Here is a 22,458-nt window from a genome sequence, read left to right as displayed (position 1 = left end):
CCGATGCCGGGCCAAGGACCGATGCCGGGCCAAGGACCGATGCCGGGCCAAGGACCGATGCCGGGCCAAGGACCGATGCCGGGCCAAGGACCGATGCCGGGCCAAGGACCGATGGCGGGGTCCGGTGTGGGACGGCCGGGGTCCGGTCAGGGTGGCGGGCGGCGGCGGGCAGCGGGCAAGGGCGTCGTCGTACCCATCGCCGTAGGCGTGTCCTGTGTCGCGGTCGTCTCCCTCACCGGCGGCGCCGTCTGGTACGCCACCAAACCCGACCCCCGCACCTCGGTCTCCCTCAACGCCGCCTCCCCTTCCCCCTCCCCCAGCCGGACGGCCAAGCCCCCGGCCACCACAAAACCCAAGAAGACCACCAGACCGAAGACCACCGAACCCACCGTCAAACCCACCAAGACCACGACCAAGACCACCCCGAAGTCCACCCCCACCCCGGACCGCACCACCGCCCGCCCCACCCCGGCCCCCGTCAAGACCACCAAGAAGCCGGTCGTGAACGCCAGGGCGAGCATTCTCGAGATCGAGATGTTCGGCGGCCCCGGCCAGAACGACGCGGACGGCTGTTACATGCCCCCGGTCCACTTCCAGACCTACGTGGAGTCGACCAAACGGGAGATCTGGATCACCTCCCAGTGGGTGCTGGACGGCAAGGGGATGGGGCAGCGGAAGTCGTGGGTGTCGGAGGACGTGTACACCGCGTTCGTGACCTCCGGCCAGTACGACCTCAAGGCCGGCCGCCACACGGTCGCCCTGAAGGTCAGCTCGCCGTCGGTGACGCAGAAGAGCCTTTCCTTCAACGTCTGCGCCCTGCCGACGTGGTGATGGACGAGGTCATCGGCCCGTACCGGGTCGTCAGGCAACTCGGGGAGGGCGGCCAGGGCGTCGTCTACCTGGCCACGGCCCCGGACGGCACGCAGGTGGCCGTCAAGGTGCTGCGCGAGGGGGTGACGCCCGGCGACGCGCGGTTCGCCAAGGAGATCGCGGCCGCGCGGCGGGTGGAGCCGTTCTGCATCGCGCAGGTGCTCGACGCCTCGCTGGGCGCGCGGCCGTACATCGTCACCGAGTACGTCGAAGGCCCCTCCCTCCAGCAGGCGGGCCGCCACGGCGGGGCCGACCTGCAGCGGCTCGCGGTCGCCACGGCCACCGCACTGGCCGCCATCCACGAGGCGGGCGTCGTCCACCGCGACTTCAAGCCCGCGAACGTGCTACTCGGGCGCGACGGACCGCGGGTCATCGACTTCGGCATCGCCAGGGCCATGGACGCCGCGCTCACGCGTACCAGCAGTGTGGTGGGGACGCCCGCGTACATGGCGCCCGAGCAGTTCCTGGGCGCGCCCGCGGGACCGGCCGTGGACGTGTTCGCCTGGGGAGCCGTCATGGTGTACGCCGCCTCCGGCTCCCCGCCCTTCGGTAACGACTCCCTGCCCGCGGTGCTCAGGCGCATCCAGTACGAGGAGCCGAGCCTCGGCGACGTACCGGAGCCGCTGCGCTCGATCGTGTACGCCTGCCTGAGCAAGGACCCCGGCGCCCGCCCCGCCATGCAGGACGTCCTCTTCCAGCTCATCGGCGCCCGCCCCACTCCGCAGGCCGGGCGAGCGACCGGGCCGGCGCTCGCGATGCACCAGGGCCCCGACCGTGCCATCGCCGCCCTCCAGACCGGCCCCGTACGAAAGCGCCACACCCTGGCGTTCCTGGCCGCCGGCTCGGCCGTCGTCCTGACCGGCGCCATCACGGCCGCCTGGGCCTGGTCGCCCATCTGGCCCGGCAGGACCACCACCGCCGTCATCACCACCACACCCACCTCCACCGGCACGGCGTCGAACAAGGTCACCAAGCCGAAGGAGTCCGCCAGGGCCCTGCGCCCCCGCCCCACCAAGACCCGCGAGACATCCGAAGCCACCCCCACCGAACAGGAACCCGGCGCACAGACCAGCAGCCCCACCAAGAAACCGACCACGAAGCCCACCACCGCCAAGCCCACCACCGCGGGCGGCGTGAAGTCGGTGTCCTTCGAGTACGAGGGCATCAGGGACGGCGGCTCCCTGCTGGCCCTACGACACCAACATCTGGGCCAACGTCTCGGCCTCCGGCAGCTTCAGCTACCGCTGGTACCTCAACGGCCAGAGCCAGGGCGCCCAGGTGGGCAACCCGTCGGACGAGAGGAGGCCCGTGCTCCCGTCCATCGTGTGGAAGAAGGGCGGCCCGCACACGGTCGTCTTCGAAGTCTTCAGCCCCAACAAGCTCCGCCGCAGCTTCACCGTGGACATCTGCGACTTCGGCTGACCGGCCCAGGGCCGGCCCACGGCCGACCCACAGCCCGGCCACAACCTGGCCGCGTCTAGCGCGCCGCCGTCCGCAGGGCCCGGTAGAGCAGGCGCGCGTCCCCCAGATGGTGGCGCAGCAGCTTCTCCAGGCCACCGATCGGGACCAGGTTCTGCGGCGCGCGCGGATCCTTGTAGTCCACCCCGGCCAGCGCCGGCAGGGCCAGCGTCACCGCGTCGGCCAGCCGCACCACCTCGGCCGGATCGAGGTCGGCCCCGGCCTCGCACCGCGCCACGCCCGCCCACGGCGCCGTCGACTGGACCGGCAACCGCAGGTACCAGGCGTGCCGCCGCCAGCTCGTGCCCATGAGGAACACCGGCGTACGCTGCCCCGGCCCCAGCGCCCCCACCACCCCGGCCTGCGGCGACGGCAGGTAGGCGGCGTGATGGGTCTTGATGTAGCCGACCGTCCGCGGCAGGTGCGTACGCCCCCGCAGCGGCCCGTCCACCAGCAGCAGGTCGTCGTTCACGGTCCGGTGCCGCACCGCCAGGTCCACCTCGAGCTGCGTGACCTGCCGCTGCAGCGCCAGGGACAGCTCCTCGAAACTGGAGTCGGCAGCCTTGCTGGGCCGGAAGACGGCGTGCGCGGTCTTCACCTCGGGCGTGTTCGGGGAGGCCGAGATCAGCGTCCGGTTGACCTCGATCTCTGCCAGGTCGGCGCCGCCGGGGCCGCAGCGGACGATCCCGGCGGCGTAGGAGGCGGCGATCCCGGGGAAGGGCATCGGCGTGTCGGCGTCGTGCACCCACACCCGCGCGTCGATCCGGCGTACGCCGTCGGCGACCAGCAGCGTCTCAGGGGCGATCGCGCCCGGCCCGGGGGTGACGGGTTTCCAGTCGGCGGCCGGCCGCTCGACGTCGAGGACCAGCTCGGCGCTGGTGGACCCCAGCTCGGACAGGGCCTCGACGGCGAGGGCGGCGGCGTACCCGGGATCCCACGGGTCGACGGTGAAACCTGTCACAGACCTGCCTTCCGCACGTGGGAGCCCTTGGCGTCGCGCCTGACCTCGAAGCGTACCGGCACCCGGTCGGCCAGCGCCGGGACATGGGTGACGACGCCGATCATGCGTTCGCCGCCGGTGGCCAGGCGTTCGAGGGTGGTGGCGACGGTGTCGAGCGTGGCGGGGTCGAGCGTGCCGAAGCCCTCGTCGAGGAAGATCGCGTCGAGGCCCTTGGCGACGGCCCCCGACAGCGCCAGGGCCAGGGCGAGGGCCGCCTGGAAGGTCTCGCCGCCGGAGAGTGTGCGGGCGTTGCGCCGCATGCCCGCCTCGCCGTGGTCGATGACCTCGATGTCGCCGGTCCGGTCGCTGAGGGCCAGCTCGTACTGGTCGCCGGACAGCTCGCGCAGCGTCTCGGAGGCGGTGGCGACCAGGATGGCCAGGGCCTCGGCGCACAGCCACCGCTCGAAGGCGTTGGCGCGCAGGCGCAGGGCCAGCTCGTGGGCGACCTTGGCCTCGTGTTCCTTCTGCGCGGCGGCCTTGTCGAGGTCGGCGGCGCGCCTGCGGTCCTCCTTGACCCGTTCGAGCGCCCCTTCGACGCGGGCGACGGATCCGGCGACGGCGGCGCCGAACTGGTCGGGCGTCGCCTCGCGCGGCAGGGTGACCCCGTGCTCGGCCAGGCGCTCGCCCAGCTTGCGGCGCTCGTGGGCGAGCCTGCCGCGGGCCTGCTCCAGCTCCTCCTCGCGGGCGGCCAGCGCCACGCGGGCGGCCTGCGCGGCGCGGTCGCGCCAGCCGAGCAGGTCGGTCCAGGCCACGTGCAGGTCGCCCCTGGTGAGGGGCGGGGGCGGGTCCTCGTGCGGGCCGGAGACCAGGAGCCGGTCGCGGGTGGACTGCAGGGTGTTCCAGGCGGTCTCGGCCTGGCGCTCGATCCGCTGGACCTCGGCGCGCGCCCGGTCCAGCTTCGCGCGGGCGGACCGGGCCGCCGTCCTGGCCTGGTCGGCCAGCTCGCCGGCCTTGGCGATGGCGGCCAGCGCCGCCTCGAGCGCGGCCCGGTCGCCGGGAGCGGGCAGCGCGGCCAGCTCGGACTCCAGCCGCGTCGCCTGCGTGGCGAGCATCGTCGCCGACGTCTCGGCCTTGGCGTGGGCGGACCTGGCGCGGGCCGCCCGGTCTCGAGCGCCGGCCAGGGCCCGGTCGGCGGAGCCGAGCCCGGCCAGCGGACCGTGGTGGGGCGGCTCGGCGATCTCCCGCAGGCAGACCGGGCACGGCTCCCCCACCGTCACCCGGTGCGCCAGGTCGGCGGCGGTGTGGGCGTCGCGCAGCCGCTCGCGCTCGCGTTCGGCGCCGGCCAGCCGCTCTTCGGCCGTGGTCAGCTCGCCGGCCAGGCCGGTGAGCGACGTCTCCGCCTTGGTGGCGCCGGCTCTGGCGTGGGCGGCCTCGGCGGTCAGGCGTTCGCGGGCGTCGAGTGCGGCCAGCGCCGCCATCGGCCGCGTACGGTCGCCCAGGGACGCCACCGCCTCGTACGCCGCGTGCTCGTCGGCCTCCAGGGCCTCCACCTCGGCGCTCAGCCCGTCGATCGCCTCGGCGGCGGTGCGCCCGGCCGAGGCCAGGGTGGGCACGGCGTCCGGCATGCTCAGCGACGACAGCACCGACTGCCGCTCGGCCACGGAGGCTCGCTCCTGGTCCGCGCGCCGGATGTCGGCGTCGCGGGCCCGCAGCAGGTCGAGGTCGGTGTCGATGGTCCCGGCCAGCCGCCGCAGCGCCGCCAGCCGGTCGGTCAGCTCCCGCTCGGCCTCCTCCGAGGCGCCCGACAGCCGGGCGAGCTGGTCGCGGGCGAAGGAGGCGGCCTGCTTGGCGCTCTCCTCCTCGCGGACGGCCTGCTGCCTGATCAGCTCGTAGACGTCGGCGTCGAGGAGTTGCACGAGCAGGTCCTGCCGCTCGCGGGGCGCGGCGTGCAGGAACTCCGCGAACCGCCCCTGCGGCAGCACCACGCACTGGGTGAAGAACCGGTATTCCAGGCCGGTCACCCGCTGCACCTCAGGGGTGACGTTCTCGCCCTCGGCCAGCGGTTTGACCACCGCCTCGTAGGCGTCCTCAAGGGCGGCGGCGCGGTCGAGCTCGTCGATCCGCGCCTCCTTGGTACGCACCGCGCCCTTGGCGTCGCGCACCATGGACCGGACCACGCCGTAGCGCCGCCCGTCGCTCTCGAACACCAGCGCCACCTTGCCGGCGGAGGCCGAGGGCGCCAGGGCGTGGGCGATGATGTTCTCCTTGCCCCAGCGCGGGACGGTGCCGTAGAGGGCGAAGCAGATCGCGTCGATGATCGTGCTCTTGCCCGCGCCCGTCGGCCCGACCAGGGCGAAGTATTCGGTGTCGGAGAAGTCGACGGTGACCGGCTCGCGGAAGCTGCCGAAGTGGTCCAGATGCAGGAGCAGGGGACGCATCAGCCGGTCACCTCGTCGTAGAGCCGGTCGAACAGCGTGGCCACCTGCTCGTCGTGGCGGCCGGTCGCGGTGAGGTATTCGCGGAACAGCTCGCGCGGGCTGCGGCCGGCCGTGCCGCCCTTGCGGGTGGCGGGGACCGGGCGGAACCGCTCGTCCAGCACCACGTCGACCGAGCCGGGCAGCAGGTCGCGGACGTCGTCGGACAGGCCGACCCGCGGCTTCTCCTCGACGATCACCTTGAGCCAGTCGTCGCCGGGTTCGAGGGCCTCGAGCTGCTCCAGGGTGCCCCGCACCGTGCGGAGCTTGCGGGCCGAGCCGAACGTCAGCTCGGTCACCACGGCCGGGTGTCCGGGCGTGACCTCCACGAGCAGCGCGCCCGGGGTGTTGCCCTCCTCGCCGAAGTCGACGGCGAGGGGCGAGCCGCTGTACCAGATGGGGCACGGGCCCGGGATCTGCTGGCGGCGGTGCAGGTGGCCGAGGGCGGCGTACTGGGTGGAGGTCGGGAAGGCGGTCGGCTCGAAGTAGTAGGAGAAGATGGACTGCGACTCGCGCTCGCCGCCGCCGAACCCGCCGCCGGGCAGCGTGCCGTGGGTGGTGACGAGGTTGACGGTGTCGCCCTGGAAGCCGTCGGTGAGGGCGCCGATCAGCTCGGAGATGCGGGCGGCGTAGTCGCGGTTGTGGTCGGCGGCGGTGCCGGTCAGCACCTCCGCGGCGCGTACGACGTAGCGGTGCGACAGGAACGGCAGCACGGCCAGGCGTACGGGCTCGCCGGAGCGCGCGGTGAACGCCAGCGTGCCGCCCGCGTCGGGGCGGCGGAAGGCGCCCACGACGTGCATGCCGAGCTTGCCCAGCACCGGCCGGTAGACCTCGAGCAGTTGCGGGTTGTCGTGGTTGCCGGCGAGCACGATCACGTCGCGGCCGTCGCCGCGCAGGGCCATGAGCACGTTGAGGACCAGCGACTGGGCCTCGGGTGTGGGGGCGGAGGTGTCGAAGAGGTCGCCGGCCACGATGACGGCGTCGACGTCGTGGGTGCGGGCGGCGGCGTAGAGCTCGCGCAGCACGGCGCGGTGCTCCTCGATGCGAGGGCGGCCCTTGAGCACCTTGCCCACGTGCCAGTCCGCGGTGTGCAGGATCTTCACGAAACCCCCTGAATCGGAACGGCCTGGATCAGAACGGCGGGATGTCCTCTTCGAACGGGTCGGCGCCCGCCGGCGCGCCGGACGCCTCGACGCCCGGCAGCCCCTGGAACGGGTCGGCCGGGGTCCTGGCGTTGCCCGGCCGCGTGGCGGCCTCCGACGGGCGGGTGGCCCAAGCGGGGAACGGGAACGCGACGGCCAGCGGCACCGGGATCTCCGGCTGGGCCACGAACATGGTGCCCGGCTTGGCGATGGTGGCGCGTTCCCTGACGGCCGGGGGCAGCCAGCCGTATTCGGACCTGGCGGCCTCGGCCGGGTCGAGGCGGCCCGCGACGCGTACGGCGCTGTTGGCCACGATGCGGCGCTCCACCTCGGAGGCGGTCTGCTGGGCGCCGATGAGGATCACGCCGAGCGAGCGGCCCCGCTCGGCCACGTCGAGCAGGATCTCCTTGATCGGGGAGTCGCCCTCACGCGGCGCGTATTTGTTCAGCTCGTCCAGCACGACGAACAGCAGCGGCTTGGCCGTGCCTGAGGACTCCTTGTGGTGGAACTCACCGCGCAGCACCACGCCCACGACGAACCGCTGCGCGCGCTCGGGCAGGTTGTGCAGGTCGACGATCGAGACCTGCGCGTCGGAGGTCTTGACGGAGTGGCTGCGGAAGAACGGCAGGTCTCCCCGGATGATCGGCGACAGCGGCCGCACGGCGCTGCGCAGCCGGCGCAGGAAGGCGTTCACGGTGCCCAGCGGCGTCTGCGCGCCGGTCCACTGGATCCGCTCGCCCTCGTCCTGCAACTGGTCCGACAGCAGCTCGACCAGGTCGGAGAACGTGCGGCAGGCCGTGCCCCGGACCATGACCGCGCCGCCGTCGCCCACGGGCTCGGCCCACGCCTTCAGCCGGGCCCCGATCTGCCCCACGAGCAGCGAGTATCCGGCCCGCTCGTCGTCGGCGTCGGCGAAGACGAACCGCAGCAGCTCGTCCTGGCAGAACTCGACCAGCGTCCAGTAGAAGGCGCTCACCCCATGGGTACGGGCGGCGACGTGCGGCACGCCGTTGGGGTCGCCCGGCCGGGGCGGGGCGAAGACGTGGACACTGCCGAACGGCCGGGCGGGCAGCCCCAGCCGGGCGTAGACCTTGCGGGCGTTCTCGTCGAGCCGGACGTTGTCGTGGTCGAGGAAGAGCAGGTCCTCGCCCTTGACCGAGAAGATCAGCGCCTTGGTGTTGGCCGCCTCCTCCTGCAGAACACCCGAGTTGAAGATCGAGTAGAGCAGGAAGGTCGCGAACGACGTCTTGGTGGCCACGCCCGACACGCCGGAGATCGACACGTGGGCGCCGCGGGTGCCGTCGAGGAAGTCGAAGTTGACGTAGAGCGGCTGCCCGTCGCGCCCGGTGCCGAGCGGGATGCGCCGATCCATCACGTCGAAGTAGAGCGCCTGCTCACGGTCGGCGGCCCCGGCCAGATGCACCGTGGAGCCGGGCAGCGGCGGCACGAACACCTCGGGCTCGACCCTGGTCACGCGCACCTCGGCCACCTCGATCACGGCCGCGGGCAGCGCGCCGTCGGCGATGAGGAAGACGTCGGAGTCGTACGCCGCCCCCTCGTGCCTGGCCTCCACGGTCGTCACCACGCCCGCCATCAGCACCGGCCCGTAGCCCGGCACGTCGCGCCTGGTCACCACCACGTCGTCGAGCTGGACGACCTTGCCGGGCGCCAGCCCGATCCAGAACGACAGCGGTGAGGCCGCCTGCGTGCCCAGCACCCGCCCGACCGCCTCACCGGCCACAGGAGCAGCCTGTGTCGCCTCATGGCTCGCGGCCCCGTTGACCGTCACTGATCCCTCCGCCCCCACACATGCCGTTCTAAGCGAGCGTAGCGGCGCTTGAGAGGTTCCGGAGCAGGGTGAGCACGCCTCGCGAAAATGTCGGAGGCATGCTCTAAGGTGGGCGGTCCTCCTGCTGCTCGGGGTGGGGAGCGCGCACGCGGCCCTGGTCCGTCAGAGCGCGAACGCGGCCTTGGTCCAGCCGTACTGCGCGTCCAGCGCCTCGCCCAGCAGGCCGAACAACTCGCCGTACGGCTCCCCTTCGATCCGGACCGGCGCGGCGTACTGGCCCGACGGCTCCCGCTCGGCCATCAGCAGGAGCTGGGCCCCCGCCCGGTCCACGGCCAGCGCCACCGCCGCGTCCCTGGCGTCCACGCAGGTCTCGGCGTCGCCGTCGCGGTAGTAGCCCTCGGCCAGGTTCGCCCACAGGGCGCGGGCCGACTCGTCCTGGTCGGGGGCGAACGCCTTCGCCCAGGTGACGATCACCATGGCGTCCACCCGCATCTGGGCCGCCATCCGCCGGGTGCCCTCGTCGAACGCGTCCTTGGGCGGCACCGGCTGCGCCCGCATCGAGTCGGCGGCGATGCGGAGCAGCCGGGCGGGGCCGAGCTCGGCCATGCGCGGGTCGAGGTCGTAGTGCAGATATCCGACCAGCGGGAACGGCGGGTCGGGCAGGGTGTTGTAGCCGAGGAAGAGCCTGGGGCCATGGAGGGCGTCCGACAGCGACGCGAGCGCGCCGTGCGCCACCCGTCCCAGCCCTTCGGCTCCGTGATCGGGCAGGGTGTTCGCGGACTGCAACATGCTCATGTACGGATTGTGGCAGATCCTTTACTCACTGTTGCGAAGCTCCGGGGATTCACCGGCCCGCCGACGGCCTGGAAGGGAGAGGGGCGAACCCCCGCGCACCCGGGACCCGTGCTTCAGGCACGCGTTCCCGACCAGGCCGCGGCCGCCCGCCTTCGCAGCCGGCGTCCGGTGGCCACGAAGGGCGGGCCGGGCCGGAACCGGGCTAGGCCCGGCCCCCGTCCTTGATGGACACGATCGAGGCGGTCTGGAACCTCTTGTGCCCCTTGCTCTTGCCCCCAACGACCGCCGTGTAGTTCTTCGTGGTCCAGCCGAGGCTGTACTTGATCTTGAGCTTGTGCTTGGTCTTGCACCGGTTGCTCCAGTAGACGGTCACCGAGGTGTTCCCGTCTCCCCAGGACCAGGCGAAGCACCCGGTCACACCCCGGTGGACGTCCGCCGAGGCCGGGGTGGCGCCGAGCCCGACGCCCAGCCCCGCGGTGACGACGGAGGCGGCGACGACGACCGCCGCACGGTTGCGCAGACCGGCCATACGAGCGTTCACGGACATGAAGGATCCCCTCTTCTGGTGGTCATCGGATTCCCGGCGACATGTCACGCCGGGCACCTCCGCCACGCTGCCACCAGAAGCGCCGCCCACCCCACCGATCTTTGTCCAAGCCTCGGCCGAGGAGCCGACTCTGGACATTGGACAATGGACGACCGGCCTCTGACCTGCGCCTCAGCTCGAAATGACCGCCACCGCCTCGACCTCGACGAGCTGGTCGTGGTAGCCCAGCACCGTGACCCCGAGCAAGGTGCTCGGGACGTCGTGCTCGCCCATGTACTCCCGGTAGACCTTCCAGGCGGTCACCAGATCGGCCTGATCGGCGGAGGCCACGTAAACGGTCGTCTTGGCGACGTCGGCCAGCGACGCCCCCGCTCCTTCGAGCGCCGTCACCAGGTTCTTCATCACCTGATGCGCCTGGCCCGCGTAGTCACCGACGGCGACCGTCTCACCGGCCATGTCGAGCGGACAGGCGCCGGCCACCCAGATGTTGCGCACAGGCGCGTCGGCGACCGCCGCGTAGGCGTAGTCGACCTGGTCGGTGAGCCGGTCGTTGCGGATGAGTCGAACCCCTGTGGTCATGAAGGTCTCCTTACGAATACGTGTCGTCATGTGTCAACCAAGTGTCCACCCGCCCCGTCTCCTCTTTGTGCCCCGTCCGTCGCAAGGGAGCCGCCGTGCGTGTCCTGCTGGTCGTCTCAGCCGCCCTGGTCCTTCCGTTCGCGGGCGCCTCCGCCGCGCATGGAGCCCCCGAGGAGGTGGCCTACGAGTGCACGGTCAACGCCACGAATGAGAAGCAGCAGGTCAGCGTGAACATCGAGCTGACGGTGCCCGCCACGGCCCCGGTGGGCGAGCAGATGACGATCGGGTGGCGCGGCACCTACGTGACGGGTTCGGAGCTGATCGCCCCGGACACCGGCCTGGAGGGCGAGGTCAACCTCTACGCCTACGCCGGCATCAGCAAGATCGACAAGCTGACCTCGGCCATCGGCGTCGCCCCGCTCGGCACGATCATCCCGGGAGAGATCGTCCCGCTCCCCAGCACCACGGTCGAGATGAAGACGACCCCCACCGGACCGGGCACGGGCACCGTGCACGTCGCCTCCTTCAACCTGGGCCTCACTCCTCAGGAGCGCCTGATCGAGTGCGAGCTCAAGGAGGAGGGCGGCCAGACCGAGCATCCCCTCACCGTCGGAGCGGGCGGATCCACCAGCCCGACCCCCGACGACACGGGCACCGAGACGACCGATCCCGAGCCCACCGACGAGGAGAGCACCGATCCCGAGCCGGACGACACCGTCACCGAGACCCCGACCGGCGGAGCGGCCACCGGGGGCGGAGGTGAGGCCGGGCCCGACGGGCGGATGGTCATGGGGGCCGGGTTGGTGATCCTGGCGGCGGCGGGCGCCGGGCTACGGCTGCGCCGGCCACGGAGAGACCGATCACCTCGCGCCAGCGGGTGATCGGCGCCCCGGTCAGCTCCGGTCAGCCCCCGACCAGCGGGACGAGCTTGACGAACGACACGACCGGGTCGGCGGTGAGGTCGATCGTCTCGGCCAGGTCGTCGATCTGCCGCTCCCCCACCAGCAGCAGGAACCCGTTGCGCTGGAACGCCCGCTCGGCGATGTCGGCCTGACGCTCCCAGTCGACGCGCCGCCGGGGGCCGCCGCGCTGGCCGTTGAGCTCGACCTCGGCCTCCAGCGGCCGGACCAGCCCGTTGAAGCGGGTCGCCGGGCCGGCGTTGTGGCGGGCGACCTCCTCGCGGACGCGCAGGCGCACGAGCTCGCGTGCCGAAACGCGGTCGGGAAGGTCGGGCAGCGTGAACTCGTCGAGCGCCTTGCCGGTGGCGCTCTCATCTCTGAAGGTGACCGTGGCCATGCCGTATGAATAGCAGCCGGCCCCGACAGAACCTCTGGTCAAACCTTTGAACTAGGGTTACGGTGCACCATTGATGAACATGCCGAAGAAAATCATGAGTTCCCTGGTAGCGGCATTAGTACCGATCGCCGCGAACGCGACCCCCGCCGCCGCCACCCCGTCCCCGCAGACCGTCTACGTCTCCCCGACCGGCAGCGACACCGCGACCGGAACGGTGAAAGACCCGTTCGCCACGATTGAACGGGCCCGCGACGCGCTCGCCGGCAGGACGAGTCCCCGCTTCCCCGGCCGCGTGTACATCCGCGAAGGCGTCTACCAAAGCGCCAAGACCGTCGAGCTGACCGGCGCGGACCACTCCTACGTCACCTACGCCGCCTACCCCGGCGAGCAGGTCGAGCTGGCGGGGGTCACCACGCTGGCCCCCGACAGGTTCCGCAGGCTGGCCGACGTCCCGGACGAGCCCAAGTGGGCCTCGAAGTCCCGTGTCCCCGCCGCCACGGCCCCCCAGGTCTGGGTGTACGACCTTGGGGCCGACGGCATCCCCACCGGTCGGCTCAACAAGAACGGCTTCAACTGGAAGCCCCAGCCGTTCGCCCCCGAGCTGATCACCGACGACACGACGCAGACGCTGGCCCAGTATCCGAACGGCGCGGCGAAGCTGGACCGCGCCCACATCACGGTCAAGGTGGCCCCGAAGGGCGCCCGCGACTACTTCTCGGACAAGACGGCCGACGGCACCACGCTGCCGTACGAGGACATGCTCGAACTCCCCGGCCCCGTCTACACGGTCATCGAGCCGACCCTCGCCACGCACGCCGCCACGTGGGCCCAGGAAACCGACGGCTGGCTGTCCGGATATTTCGGCAACAACTACGCCAACGACCGCGTCCGCATCGCCTCCGTCACCGGCAACGAGGTCACGACCCGCTACCCCACCATGTACGTCGCCACCGACAAGTGGACGTCGTTCGTGGGCCAGAACCTCCTGAGCGAACTCGACGCCGAGGGCGAGTATTACATCGACCGCCACCAGGACAGCAACACCCTGTACTACTACCCTCCCGGCGGCACCGTGGAGGGCAAGGAGATCAGCCTCACCTCCTTCGACGCCCCGTTCTTCCAACTGGAGAACGTCACGGGCGTCACCCTCAAGGGCCTGAAGCTGAACGGCACCACCGGCACCGGCGTCCGCCTGCTCGACGCCGAGTCGTGCACCCTCGACGGCCTGGAGATCCTCAACGTCAGCATGGACGCGGTCGCGATCGGCGAGGCCAACGACGCGATCACGGCCATCGCCGAATACCGCACGAGCCGCGGCGGCCACCACAACCGGGTGGTCAACAGCAGGCTGCACGACCTGGGCGGCGGCGGGGTCTTCACGGCGGGCGGCGACCGCGACTCCCTCGAACGCGGCAACCACGTCGTCGAGCACAACGAGATCTACGACTTCTCGAAGCTGGCCACGTACACCCCGGCGGGCTACATGTACGGCGTCGGCAACACCTTCCGCCACAACAACGTCCATGACGCGCCCCACATGGCCATCCAGATCATGGGCAACGACATGGAGATCACCCACAACAGGTTCGAGAACCTCGTGAACCACGCCTCCGACCAGGGGGTGATCTACGCGGGCCGGGACTACACCTACCTGAACAACGTCGTGGCCTACAACCTGTTCAAGGACGTCGGCGCCGACGGCAACCAGGCCATCTACATGGACGACGGCATGTCCGGCATGGTCGTGCACCACAACTTCTTCGACAACGCCCAGCACGGCCTGTTCTACCAGTCCGGCCACAGCAACACGGCCTCGGACAACGTGTTCCAGAACGTGAGGTACATCGGGCACGACAAGCTCTACCACGAGGGCGGCAAGCGCCTGCCGGTGGCGAACGCGAAGGTCGTGGTCGAGCGCTTCAACGACATGCTGAAGGCCGGCGACGGCACCGGCTTCACCAACACCCGTACGAACGTGGACAAGTGGTACCGCCACTACGCCGCCCGGTACCCGAACATCCGCGACTGGTACGTCCCCACCGACTCCAAGGGCCAGGTCTGCACCACGATCGGCACCACGGAGTGCACCGACGAGTACGTCTGGACGAACCCGAACTCCCTGTACGTGCCGTCGAACAACGTACTGACCCGCTCGGTGAGCATCGCCACGGGCGACTTCGCCTACACGGACGACGCGGGCGGCCTGAGCGTCAAGACCTTCAACCCGGACTTCGACTCCCACAACATCAAGCAGCCCACCGCCGCCGGCTTCGCCTTCGACCCCACCACCGGCAAGTTCGACGAGAAGACCACCTCACTGAACTCGGCCGCCGGCTTCGGCCACAAGTGGGTGCGGGACTGGAACCGGAACTTCACCCTGGAAGGAATCGGCCCCCGCTGATGACGCCGGGCGCCCTCACCTCTCGTGAGGGTGCCCGTCACCGGCTCAGGGGCGGCGTGACCGTGGGCGGCGCGTCGGACGCCGCTCTTCAGGAAACGAAACAGGGGCCGAACCATCGGCTCGACCCCTGTCATCTGCTGTGCACCGCCAGGGACTCGAACCCCGGACCCGCTGATTAAGAGTCAGCTGCTCTAACCAACTGAGCTAGCGGTGCTGGCACTAAGGAATATACCGGTGATCCGCATCCTGGTCGAATCGGAATCCGCCGGGCACGACGGGCTAGAATAAAGTTCGGCCCGTAGACAGGAGCATCGATGTTCGACTCGCCCGCCGATGTGACGGAGCGGCTCGCCGCCGTGAACTATCTCTCCGACGACGCCATCGCCACCTCGGTGTTCCTGGCCGCGGCACTGGGCAAGCCGCTGCTGGTCGAAGGGCCCGCGGGGGTCGGGAAGACGCAGCTCGCCAAGGCCGTGGCGCAGGCGACCGGGGCCGCGCTCATCAGGCTCCAGTGTTACGAGGGGCTCGACGAGGCCAGGGCCCTGTACGAGTGGAACTACAAGAAGCAGTTGCTGCGGATCCAGGCCACCAGCGCCGACGACGACATCTTCACCGAGGAGTTCCTGCTCGAACGCCCCCTGCTGAAGGCCATCAGGACGGCGGGGCCGACCGTGCTGCTCATCGACGAGACCGACAAGGCCGACGTCGAGGTCGAAGGGCTCCTGCTGGAGCTGCTGTCCGACTTCCAGATCACGATCCCCGAGCTGGGCACGATCGCCGCGACGCGCAAGCCGTACGTGGTGCTGACCTCCAACGCCACCCGCGAGCTGTCCGAGGCGCTCAAGCGGCGCTGCCTCTACCTGCACATCGCCTACCCGACCCCCGAGCGCGAGCGCGACATCGTGCTGGCCCAGGTGCCCTCCATCCGGGCCGACCTGGCCGAGCAGCTCGCCAGGACCGTCGCGACGCTGCGGGCGCTGGAGCTGAAGAAGGCGCCGTCCGTGGCCGAGACCGTGGACTGGGCGAACACGCTGCTGGCGCTCGGCCGCGAGGAGCTCGACGAGGCCACCGTGGCGGGCACGCTGGGCGTGGTGCTCAAGCACGCCTCCGACCAGGCGCGGGCGGTCAAGGAGCTGGGGCTGCCCGATGCCTGAGCGGGGGTCGCTGGTCGACCGGCACGTCGGCTTCGTGCACGCGCTGCGGGAGGCCGGGGTGCCGGTGTCGGTCGCCGAGGGGCTCGACGCGGCGAACGCCATGAGGGTGATCGAGCTGACCGACCGGGAGTCGCTGCGGGCGGCGTACGCGGCGACGCTGGTGAAGAAGCCGGTCTACCGGCCGGGGTTCGACGTGCTGTTCGACCTGTGGTTCCCGGCGTCCACGAGCGGGATACGGGCGGCGCACGTCCGCACGGATCTGGAGACGGCCGAGGTCAAGGAGCTGCGCGCGTACCTCGCCGGGCTGCTGACCGGCTCGACCGACCAGGAGCTGCGCGCGTTCGCCCAGGCCATGGTGGAGCGCTTCGGCAGACAGCAGGCCGCGCCCGGCCGCCAGAACTGGTTCTCCTACAGCGTCATGCGTGCCCTGTCCCCCGAGACCCTCATGGCCGGCATCCTGCGCGAGGTCCTCCAGGGCCACGAGCGCGGCGGGCTGGCGGAGAAGACCGTACGCCAGCGGGTCAACGCCAACCTCAAGCGCTTCGAGGACGCCGTGGCCACCGACGTGCGCCGCCGCATCGCCGAGGACTCGGGGATCGAGCGCATCGCCCGCTCGGCCGTACGCCCGCCGCTCGACCAGATCGACTTCCTGCGCGTCACCAAGGCCGACCTGGCCCGGCTGCGCAGGGAGGTGCACCCGCTGGCCCGGCGGCTGGCCGCCCGCCTGACCATCAAGCACCGGAGGGGCAGGCGGGGCCGGCTCGACTTCCGCCGGACCATGCGGGCCTCGCTGCAGAGCGGCGGCGTGCCGCTGACCACCCATTTCAAGCCGCCGCGCCCGCACAAGCCGGAGCTGGTCATCCTCTGCGACACCAGCGACTCGGTCTCGTCGTTCGCGCACTTCACGCTGCTGCTGACGTACGCGCTGCGCGAGCAGTTCACCAAGGTGCGGGCGTTCGGCTTCGTGGACACGGTGGACGAGATCACCCGGTTCTTCCTGCCGGGCTCGGACGTCGTCGAGGCCATGACCCGGCTGGCGAACGAGGCCGACATGGTCCGCTTCGGCCGCACCAACTACGGCCACTCCCTCGAGCGCTTCGCCGAGCGGTACGCGGACGCGATCGGCCCGAAGACCTCTTTGCTGATCCTGGGCGACGCCCGCTCCAACTACCAGCCGCCCGCCCTCGACGTGCTCAGGTCGCTGGCGTCCAGGTCCCGCCACGCCTACTGGCTCAACCCCGAGCCGAAGCCGCAGTGGGACACGGGCGACTCGCTCGCGAGCGACTACGGCGCGGTCGTCCCGATGTACGAGTGCCGCAACGTCACCCAGCTCACCGCGTTCATCGAAACGCTGGCGTGAGCCGCCGCGGACGCCGCGGCTCACGCACCCGGTCTCAGACGCGCTGGAGCTCCCTGGCCGCCGTCCGGGTCAGCAGCTCGATCTGGGCGTCGTTGAGCACGCCGGTGTCGGCCGCCTTGATGAGCCGGGCCGCCGTCCGCGGCTTGGCCAGTGTCAGCCCCTCGGCCAGCACCACGCCGCCGTTCTTGGGCAGCAGCCCGCAGTGCACGGCGATCATGGGCACGATCGTCACCGGGACGCCGGTCTCGCGCGAGAGCAACTCGGCGAACGCCTCGGCCGTCTCCACCAGTGGCTTGGCGACCTTGCTGCCGTATTTCTGGCCGAAGAACAGCCGCCCCGCGTAGCAGGCGATCTCGGTGTCCGGGCTCCACGACTCGTTGTCGATGATCCACACGCCGCCCGGACCGATCACCAGGTGGTCGATCGAGGCCTGCCCGCGGATCGCCCGGCCGTCGAGGACGTGGTAGCCGAGCCGGTTGAGCGACCGGCGCAGCGTCCTGCTGCTGATGGCCTCGCCACGCCGCGCGCCGCGCCACACGGCCGTCGCGTGGAAGGCACGCCAGTAGACGAACCAGTCACCGCCCGCCACCATCCCGGCGACCAGCAGGCCGATCAGCGGGGAGGCGCCCGTGAGGTCGAAGCGCAGTGCCACCGCGACGCCGATCACGAAGCCCACGCCGGCCTTGGCGTAGCGGTGCTTGCGCCGGTTGGGCGCGTCTTCCCGCCAGAACTTCTCGTACCACCACTGCGGGGAAGATCCTGTGTACTTCTCGTTTGGCTGCACGTAGATAGAGCCACCGGGCACGGCAAACTCCCCGAATGAGTAGGTGTCCTGCAGGATCTGCCACGCCGAAGATCCCTCGCCGGTCAAGAGATACCCGCCTCTCAACCAAGGCAAGCCTAAGGTGAGGTGTTTGGCACCGGCAAGACGGTCAACCGACCAGTCGGTATGCTAAGGCAGGTGACAAGGGGGACCATGTGAAAGAGGAACCGGTCAGGCAGCGGTTGCTGGCCGAAGCCACCCGGCTTTTCGCCGAGCGCGGCTTCGAGAGCACCTCTGTCCAGGAGATCGTACTGGCGGCAGGCGTCACCAAGGGCGCCATGTACCACTATTTCGACTCCAAGGATGATCTGCTCCACGAGATCTACGCCCGGGTGCTGCGCATGCAGATGGACCGGCTGACGCAGATCGCCGACGGGCCGGGCACGCTGCGGCAGCGCCTGCACAAGGCCGCGGCCGACGTCGTGGAGACGACGACCGCCAACCTCGACGACTCGAAGATCTTCTTCAGGTCGATCCACCTGCTCACCCCGGAGACGCAGAAGACCGTGCGCGCCGAGCGCCGCCGCTACCACGAGCGCTTCCGCGCGCTCGTGGCCGAAGGGCAGCGCACCGGCATCTTCAGCGACCGTGTCCCCGCCGAGCTGGTCGTGGACTACTTCTTCGGGTCGGTGCACCACCTGGGCACGTGGTTCCACGCGGACGGGCCGCTCACCGGCGCCCAGGTGGGCAGGCACTTCGCCGACCTGCTGCTCGGCTCACTCGGGGCCGGGGACGTCGACAAGTGAGGCCAGCGCCGCACGGTGGTCACCCGGCGTGCCCAGCGCGATCTCGGTGGCCTTCGCCCGCTTGAGATAGAGATGTACGGGGTGCTCCCACGTCATCCCGATCCCTCCATGCAGTTGCACGGCCTCCTCCGCGACGTGCACGGCCACTCCGGCGTTCCACGACTGGGCCACGGCCACCGAGACGGCCGAGGCGTCGGCGGCGGCGCCACGGGCCGCGGCCCTGGCGCGTACGACGTCCAGCCAGAGATCGGCCAGCCGGTGCTTGATCGCCTGGAAGGAGCCGACCGGCCGGGCGAACTGGTGACGCTCCTTGACGTAGGCCAGCGTCGTGTCCAGGCACCACTCGGCCACCCCGAGCTGCTCCGAGGCCAGCAGCCCCGCCCCGAACCGCAGCACCCCGGCCAGATCGCACGCCCCCACCCGCCGAGCCCGCGCCCGGTCGAACGTGACCGTGGCGACCGGCCTGGTCAGGTCGAGCGAGGACACGACGGTCACCGAGGCGTCCTCGACCGCGTACAGGTCGCCGTCCACCGGCACCAGCAGCACGTCGGCCACCTCCGCCCCGGCCACGCCCGTGACCGTGCCGGTCAGCCGCTCACCCTCCAGCCGCACCGACGAGCCGCGGCCGGGCCGATAGGGGGAGGCCGCGAACGACACGGCCAGCGCGGCCGTCTTCCGCCCCTCGGCCAGCTCCCCGAGCAGGGCGTCGCGGGCCGGCAGCAGCGCCTGCGTGGCCAGCACCGCGCTGGTGAGGAACGGCACCGGCGCCACCGCCCGGCCCAGCTCCTCCAGCACCACCGCCGCCTCGCTCGCCGAGGCCCCGGCGCCGCCGAGCTCCTCGGGGATCAGCAGCCCGGCCACCCCGATCTCGCCCGCCAGCGTCTTCCACAGGTCAAGGTCGTAGGGTTCGGACTCGACGCGCCTGAGCACCGCGGCGGGCGGGCAGCGGTCGGCGAGCAGCCCGCGCACGGCGGACCGCAGTTCCTCCTCGACCTCCGAATAGAGCAGGGTCATCGCGGCAGGTCCTTCCAGGGCACGTCCTTGTCGACGCGGGGTTCTGAGGGCAGGCCGAGCACCCGCTCGGAGATGATGTTGCGCAGGATCTCGGAGGTGCCGCCCTCGATCGAGTTGCCCTTGGCCCGCAGATAGCGATAGCCGGGACCACGGCCGTAGAAGTCGACGTCCTCGGAGCGGCGGAAGGTCCAGTCGTCGTAGCCGAGATCGCGCCGGAACTCCACGTCGAACCCCGACAGCGCCTGGTTGAGCTTGGCGAACGACAGCTTCATCCCCGACCCCTCGGGCCCCGGATGGCCCGCGACGAGCTGCTCGCGCAGCCGCGCCCCCGACAGCCGGGTGACCTCGGCCTCCACCCACAACGACAGCAGCCGCTGGTGCAGCTCGTGGGTGCGCAGCTCGGGCCGCTCCCGCCACTCGGACAGCACGGAGGCCACCATGCCGCCGCCGCGCCGCGTGGGCGCGCCCCCGATCGCGACCCGCTCGTTCATCAGCGTCGTCTGCGCGACCCGCCAGCCGTCGCCGACCTCACCGAGCCGCAGGTCGTCGGAGAGCCGCACGCCGGTCAGGAACACCTCGTTGAACTCGGCCTCACCGGTGATCTGCCGCAGCGGCCGCACCTCGACGCCGGGCGCGTGCATGTCGCAGATGAAGTACGTCATCCCGCGGTGCTTCGGCACGTCCGGATCGGTACGGGTGACGAGGATGGCCCACCGGGAGTGGTGCGCCCCCGACGTCCACACCTTCTGCCCGTCCACCACCCACTCGTCGCCGTCCCTGACCGCCCGCGTGCCGAGCGTGGCCAGGTCGGACCCGGCGCCGGGCTCGCTGAAGAGCTGGCACCAGATCTCCTCCCCGGTCCACAGCGGCCGCAGGAACCGGCGCTTCTGCTCCTCGGTCCCGAACGCCAGGATCGTCGGCGCCGCCATCCCGAGGCCGATGCCCTGGAGACCGCCGTTGATCTGCGGCGTGTCGGCCAGCTCCCGCTCCACGACCTGCTGCAGCTCCCGCGAGACGCCCAGCCCGCCGAGCCCTGCGGGGAACCACACCCAGGCCAGCCCGGCGTCGAACCTGGCCCGCAGGAACTCCAGCCGGTCCCCGACCGGGTCGTGCTGCCCCAGGAACGCCGCCACCCGCTCCTTGATCTCCGCCTCGTTCACGCATACCTCTTCAGTTCTCGGTAGGCCAGCGACCGCTTGTGCACCTCGTCCGGGCCGTCCGCCAGGCGGAGCGAGCGCGCTCCCGCCCAGAGAGCGGCCAGCGGGAAGTCCTGGGAGACGCCGCCGGCCCCGTGCACCTGGACGGCCTTGTCGAGGATCCACTCCACCGTGATCGGGGTGGAGATCTTGATGGCCTGGATCTCGGTGTGGGCGCCCTGGTTGCCCACGGTGTCCATGAGCCAGGCCGTCTTGAGCACGAGCAGGCGGGCCTGCTCGATCTTGATGCGGGACTCGGCGATCCAGTCCTGGACCACGCCCTGCTGGGCCACGGGCTTGCCGAACGTGGTCCTGGACAGGGCCCGCCGGCACATCATCTCGACCGCGCGCTCGGCCATGCCGATCAGGCGCATGCAGTGGTGGATGCGGCCGGGGCCGAGCCTGGCCTGGGCGATGGCGAAGCCGCCGCCGTCCTCGCCGATGAGGTTGTCGGCCGGCACGCGTACGTCCTCGAACACGATCTCGGCGTGGCCGCCGTGGTCGGCGTCGCTGTAGCCGAACACGTGCATGCCGCGCTTGATGTGCAGGCCGGGCGTGTCACGGGGCACCAGGATCATGCTCTGCTGGCGGTGCTTGGGCGCGTCGGGGTTCGTCTTGCCCATGACGATGAAGATCTTGCAGTTGGGGTTCATGGCGCCGGAGATGAACCACTTGCGGCCGTTGATGACGTACTCGTCGCCGTCGCGGGTGATGGAGGTGGCGATGTTGGTGGCGTCGGAGGAGGCCACGTCGGGCTCGGTCATGGCGAAGGCCGAGCGGATCTCGCCGTCGAGCAGCGGGCGCAGCCACTCCTTGCGCTGCCACTCGCTGCCGAACATGGACAGCACTTCCATGTTGCCCGTGTCGGGCGCGGCGCAGTTGGTGGCCACGGGGGCGATGGAGGGGCTCCGGCCCATGATCTCCGCCAGCGGGGCGTACTGCAGGTTCGTCAGCCCCGCGCCCAGGGACTGCCCGTGCTCGCCGGGCAGGAACAGGTTCCACAGGCCGCGCTTCCTGGCCTCGTCCTTGAGGTCGTCGAGCAGCGGTGGCGGGCTCCAGCCGCTGGTCGCCGCCTGTTCTTCGAAGGCCGGCTCGGCCGGATAGACGCATTCGTCCATGAAGCGGAGCAATCGCTCGCGCAGGTCCTCGGTGACGGTGTCGAAGGCGAAGTCCATGACCGTGAGCCTACCGACCGGCCGGTATGAGTGTCGACAGGTGGTTTCCCACAAAAGAGGGCAGGTGGCCATAATCAGGACTTCGGGCTGGTCCTAGTGTTGCCGCCATGACCGCGAAGTTGCCCACCCCCGTAGTGCTCGAGAACGACGTCGTCCGCCTCGAGCCCCTCTCCATGGACCACGTGCCCGACCTGTTCGCCGCCGGCGGCGGGGACGAGGAGGTCTGGCGCTGGATGCCGGCCGCCGCGCCGCGCACGGAGGAGGAGCTGGGCAAGATCGCCCGCGGCCTGATCGACGACGACAAGCACGTCCCGTTCGCCGTCGTGCCGAAGGCGGGCGGGCGCGCCGTGGGCTGGAGCACGTACGCCGACGTGCCCGGCTTCGAGGCGAGCGTCGAGATCGGCTGGACCTGGTACGGCCGCGCGTCCTGGCGTACGGCCGTGAACACGAACTGCAAGCTGCTGCTCGTGGAGCACGCGTTCGACCTGGGCTACAACCGCGTCCTGCTCAAGACCGACGTGCTCAACGAGAGGTCGCAGAACGCCATCAGGCGCATCGGCGGCGTGCACGAGGGCACCCTGCGCCGCCACCGTAAGAGGCCGGACGGCACCTGGCGCGACACCGTCTATTTCGGCATCCTTCAAGAGGAATGGCCACAGCACCGGGCTCGGCTGAACCGATAACCGGGAAGGCGGCGTC

General features: G+C 71.0%; 20 protein-coding genes and 1 tRNA gene. 8 read left to right on the top strand and 13 right to left on the bottom strand.

All coding sequences use genetic code 11. The features are described 5' to 3' along the window. Nucleotides 1-111: 111 nt before the first annotated feature. Nucleotides 112-831 (top strand): hypothetical protein, encoded by a 720-nt coding sequence (locus tag AB0I15_RS01830; protein ID WP_358088522.1) that lies wholly within the window; start codon nucleotides 112-114, stop codon nucleotides 829-831. Further along, on the top strand, nucleotides 831-2,351 hold the full coding sequence (locus AB0I15_RS01825; RefSeq protein WP_358088764.1) for a serine/threonine-protein kinase: 1,521 nt from the start codon (nucleotides 831-833) through the stop codon (nucleotides 2,349-2,351). The genes AB0I15_RS01830 and AB0I15_RS01825 overlap by 1 nt, the downstream gene beginning before the upstream one ends. Here AB0I15_RS01825 and AB0I15_RS01820 read toward each other — a convergent pair. The 7 genes from AB0I15_RS01820 to AB0I15_RS01790 form a co-directional block, all read right to left on the bottom strand. Further along, a complete protein-coding gene (locus AB0I15_RS01820) occupies nucleotides 2,348-3,289 on the bottom strand; it encodes a hypothetical protein (RefSeq protein WP_358088519.1) in 942 nt (313 codons plus the stop codon). The two genes, AB0I15_RS01825 and AB0I15_RS01820, sit on opposite strands and share 4 nt — an antisense overlap. Continuing rightward, complete coding sequence (locus AB0I15_RS01815) at nucleotides 3,286-5,706, bottom strand: SMC family ATPase (RefSeq protein WP_358088516.1); 2,421 nt, start codon at nucleotides 5,704-5,706, stop codon at nucleotides 3,286-3,288. Before AB0I15_RS01815 ends, AB0I15_RS01820 begins: the two co-directional genes overlap by 4 nt. Next, a complete protein-coding gene (locus AB0I15_RS01810) occupies nucleotides 5,706-6,845 on the bottom strand; it encodes an exonuclease SbcCD subunit D (protein ID WP_358088513.1) in 1,140 nt (379 codons plus the stop codon). Before AB0I15_RS01810 ends, AB0I15_RS01815 begins: the two co-directional genes overlap by 1 nt. A gap of 28 nt (nucleotides 6,846-6,873) precedes the next feature. After that, the gene (locus AB0I15_RS01805; RefSeq protein WP_358088510.1) at nucleotides 6,874-8,625 is read right to left on the bottom strand and encodes an ATP-binding protein; all 1,752 of its coding nucleotides are present in this window, start codon (nucleotides 8,623-8,625) and stop codon (nucleotides 6,874-6,876) included. 210 nt (nucleotides 8,626-8,835) lie between these two features. Continuing rightward, entirely contained in the window at nucleotides 8,836-9,468 is a 633-nt protein-coding gene (locus tag AB0I15_RS01800) for a hypothetical protein (protein WP_358088507.1), read from the bottom strand. 202 nt (nucleotides 9,469-9,670) lie between these two features. Further along, on the bottom strand, nucleotides 9,671-10,009 hold the full coding sequence (locus AB0I15_RS01795; RefSeq protein WP_358088505.1) for a hypothetical protein: 339 nt from the start codon (nucleotides 10,007-10,009) through the stop codon (nucleotides 9,671-9,673). 177 nt (nucleotides 10,010-10,186) lie between these two features. Next, nucleotides 10,187-10,594: a RidA family protein gene (locus AB0I15_RS01790; RefSeq protein ID WP_358088502.1), complete on the bottom strand. Its 408-nt coding sequence runs from the start codon at nucleotides 10,592-10,594 to the stop codon at nucleotides 10,187-10,189. Nucleotides 10,595-10,689: 95 nt separating this feature from the next. On the opposite strand from AB0I15_RS01790, the gene AB0I15_RS01785 reads away from it, so the two are divergent. Continuing rightward, nucleotides 10,690-11,475, top strand: a complete 786-nt coding sequence (locus AB0I15_RS01785) for a hypothetical protein (RefSeq protein ID WP_358088499.1) — start codon at nucleotides 10,690-10,692, stop codon at nucleotides 11,473-11,475. A 22-nt stretch (nucleotides 11,476-11,497) separates the two neighbouring features. On the opposite strand, the gene AB0I15_RS01780 is transcribed toward AB0I15_RS01785, so the two are convergent. Beyond that, nucleotides 11,498-11,890, bottom strand: a complete 393-nt coding sequence (locus AB0I15_RS01780; RefSeq protein WP_358088495.1) for a hypothetical protein — start codon at nucleotides 11,888-11,890, stop codon at nucleotides 11,498-11,500. Nucleotides 11,891-12,104: 214 nt separating this feature from the next. Here AB0I15_RS01780 and AB0I15_RS01775 point away from each other — a divergent pair, with 214 nt between their 5' ends. Beyond that, on the top strand, nucleotides 12,105-14,291 hold the full coding sequence (locus AB0I15_RS01775; RefSeq protein ID WP_358088492.1) for a right-handed parallel beta-helix repeat-containing protein: 2,187 nt from the start codon (nucleotides 12,105-12,107) through the stop codon (nucleotides 14,289-14,291). 140 nt (nucleotides 14,292-14,431) lie between these two features. On the opposite strand, the gene AB0I15_RS01770 is transcribed toward AB0I15_RS01775, so the two are convergent. Beyond that, nucleotides 14,432-14,505, bottom strand: a tRNA-Lys gene (locus tag AB0I15_RS01770). 100 nt (nucleotides 14,506-14,605) lie between these two features. On the opposite strand from AB0I15_RS01770, the gene AB0I15_RS01765 reads away from it, so the two are divergent. Beyond that, nucleotides 14,606-15,445, top strand: a complete 840-nt coding sequence (locus AB0I15_RS01765) for a MoxR family ATPase (protein WP_358088489.1) — start codon at nucleotides 14,606-14,608, stop codon at nucleotides 15,443-15,445. Continuing rightward, on the top strand, nucleotides 15,438-16,805 hold the full coding sequence (locus tag AB0I15_RS01760; protein WP_358088486.1) for a VWA domain-containing protein: 1,368 nt from the start codon (nucleotides 15,438-15,440) through the stop codon (nucleotides 16,803-16,805). Before AB0I15_RS01765 ends, AB0I15_RS01760 begins: the two co-directional genes overlap by 8 nt. A 34-nt stretch (nucleotides 16,806-16,839) precedes the next feature. Here AB0I15_RS01760 and AB0I15_RS01755 read toward each other — a convergent pair whose 3' ends face one another. Continuing rightward, on the bottom strand, nucleotides 16,840-17,610 hold the full coding sequence (locus tag AB0I15_RS01755; RefSeq protein ID WP_358088483.1) for a nuclease-related domain-containing protein: 771 nt from the start codon (nucleotides 17,608-17,610) through the stop codon (nucleotides 16,840-16,842). 173 nt (nucleotides 17,611-17,783) lie between these two features. On the opposite strand from AB0I15_RS01755, the gene AB0I15_RS01750 reads away from it, so the two are divergent. Further along, a complete protein-coding gene (locus tag AB0I15_RS01750) occupies nucleotides 17,784-18,374 on the top strand; it encodes a TetR/AcrR family transcriptional regulator (RefSeq protein ID WP_358088480.1) in 591 nt (196 codons plus the stop codon). Here the strand turns inward: AB0I15_RS01750 and AB0I15_RS01745 are convergent. Genes AB0I15_RS01745 through AB0I15_RS01735 form a run of 3 tightly spaced genes read right to left on the bottom strand, consistent with a single transcriptional unit; the run spans nucleotide 18,345 to nucleotide 21,759 of the window. Continuing rightward, a complete protein-coding gene (locus tag AB0I15_RS01745; RefSeq protein WP_358088477.1) occupies nucleotides 18,345-19,388 on the bottom strand; it encodes an acyl-CoA dehydrogenase family protein in 1,044 nt (347 codons plus the stop codon). The two genes, AB0I15_RS01750 and AB0I15_RS01745, sit on opposite strands and share 30 nt — an antisense overlap. Then, nucleotides 19,385-20,548, bottom strand: a complete 1,164-nt coding sequence (locus tag AB0I15_RS01740) for an acyl-CoA dehydrogenase family protein (protein WP_358088475.1) — start codon at nucleotides 20,546-20,548, stop codon at nucleotides 19,385-19,387. Before AB0I15_RS01740 ends, AB0I15_RS01745 begins: the two co-directional genes overlap by 4 nt. Then, the gene (locus AB0I15_RS01735; protein ID WP_358088472.1) at nucleotides 20,545-21,759 is read right to left on the bottom strand and encodes an acyl-CoA dehydrogenase family protein; all 1,215 of its coding nucleotides are present in this window, start codon (nucleotides 21,757-21,759) and stop codon (nucleotides 20,545-20,547) included. The genes AB0I15_RS01740 and AB0I15_RS01735 overlap by 4 nt, the downstream gene beginning before the upstream one ends. Nucleotides 21,760-21,866: 107 nt before the next feature. On the opposite strand from AB0I15_RS01735, the gene AB0I15_RS01730 reads away from it, so the two are divergent. After that, on the top strand, nucleotides 21,867-22,442 hold the full coding sequence (locus AB0I15_RS01730) for a GNAT family protein (RefSeq protein WP_358088469.1): 576 nt from the start codon (nucleotides 21,867-21,869) through the stop codon (nucleotides 22,440-22,442). The last annotated feature ends 16 nt before the right edge of the window (nucleotides 22,443-22,458 follow it).

Origin of the sequence: Nonomuraea sp. NPDC050643 (assembly GCF_040654715.1) — a bacterium.
In the GTDB taxonomy this organism is placed as follows: domain Bacteria; phylum Actinomycetota; class Actinomycetes; order Streptosporangiales; family Streptosporangiaceae; genus Nonomuraea.
This window is presented reverse-complemented; position numbering and strand designations above follow the sequence as displayed.

What these genes read in the sequence shown, in the direction of transcription:
- AB0I15_RS01830 (WP_358088522.1), top strand. Translation starts at nt 112, where the DNA reads ATGGCGGGGTCCGGTGTGGGACGGCCGGGGTCCGGTCAGGGTGGCGGG.
- AB0I15_RS01825 (WP_358088764.1), top strand. Translation starts at nt 831, where the DNA reads ATGGACGAGGTCATCGGCCCGTACCGGGTCGTCAGGCAACTCGGGGAG.
- AB0I15_RS01815 (WP_358088516.1), bottom strand. Translation starts at nt 5,706, where the DNA reads ATGCGTCCCCTGCTCCTGCATCTGGACCACTTCGGCAGCTTCCGCGAG.
- AB0I15_RS01800 (WP_358088507.1), bottom strand. Translation starts at nt 9,468, where the DNA reads ATGAGCATGTTGCAGTCCGCGAACACCCTGCCCGATCACGGAGCCGAA.
- AB0I15_RS01790 (WP_358088502.1), bottom strand. Translation starts at nt 10,594, where the DNA reads ATGACCACAGGGGTTCGACTCATCCGCAACGACCGGCTCACCGACCAG.
- AB0I15_RS01780 (WP_358088495.1), bottom strand. Translation starts at nt 11,890, where the DNA reads ATGGCCACGGTCACCTTCAGAGATGAGAGCGCCACCGGCAAGGCGCTC.
- AB0I15_RS01765 (WP_358088489.1), top strand. Translation starts at nt 14,606, where the DNA reads ATGTTCGACTCGCCCGCCGATGTGACGGAGCGGCTCGCCGCCGTGAAC.
- AB0I15_RS01760 (WP_358088486.1), top strand. Translation starts at nt 15,438, where the DNA reads ATGCCTGAGCGGGGGTCGCTGGTCGACCGGCACGTCGGCTTCGTGCAC.
- AB0I15_RS01745 (WP_358088477.1), bottom strand. Translation starts at nt 19,388, where the DNA reads ATGACCCTGCTCTATTCGGAGGTCGAGGAGGAACTGCGGTCCGCCGTG.
- AB0I15_RS01735 (WP_358088472.1), bottom strand. Translation starts at nt 21,759, where the DNA reads ATGGACTTCGCCTTCGACACCGTCACCGAGGACCTGCGCGAGCGATTG.
- AB0I15_RS01730 (WP_358088469.1), top strand. Translation starts at nt 21,867, where the DNA reads ATGACCGCGAAGTTGCCCACCCCCGTAGTGCTCGAGAACGACGTCGTC.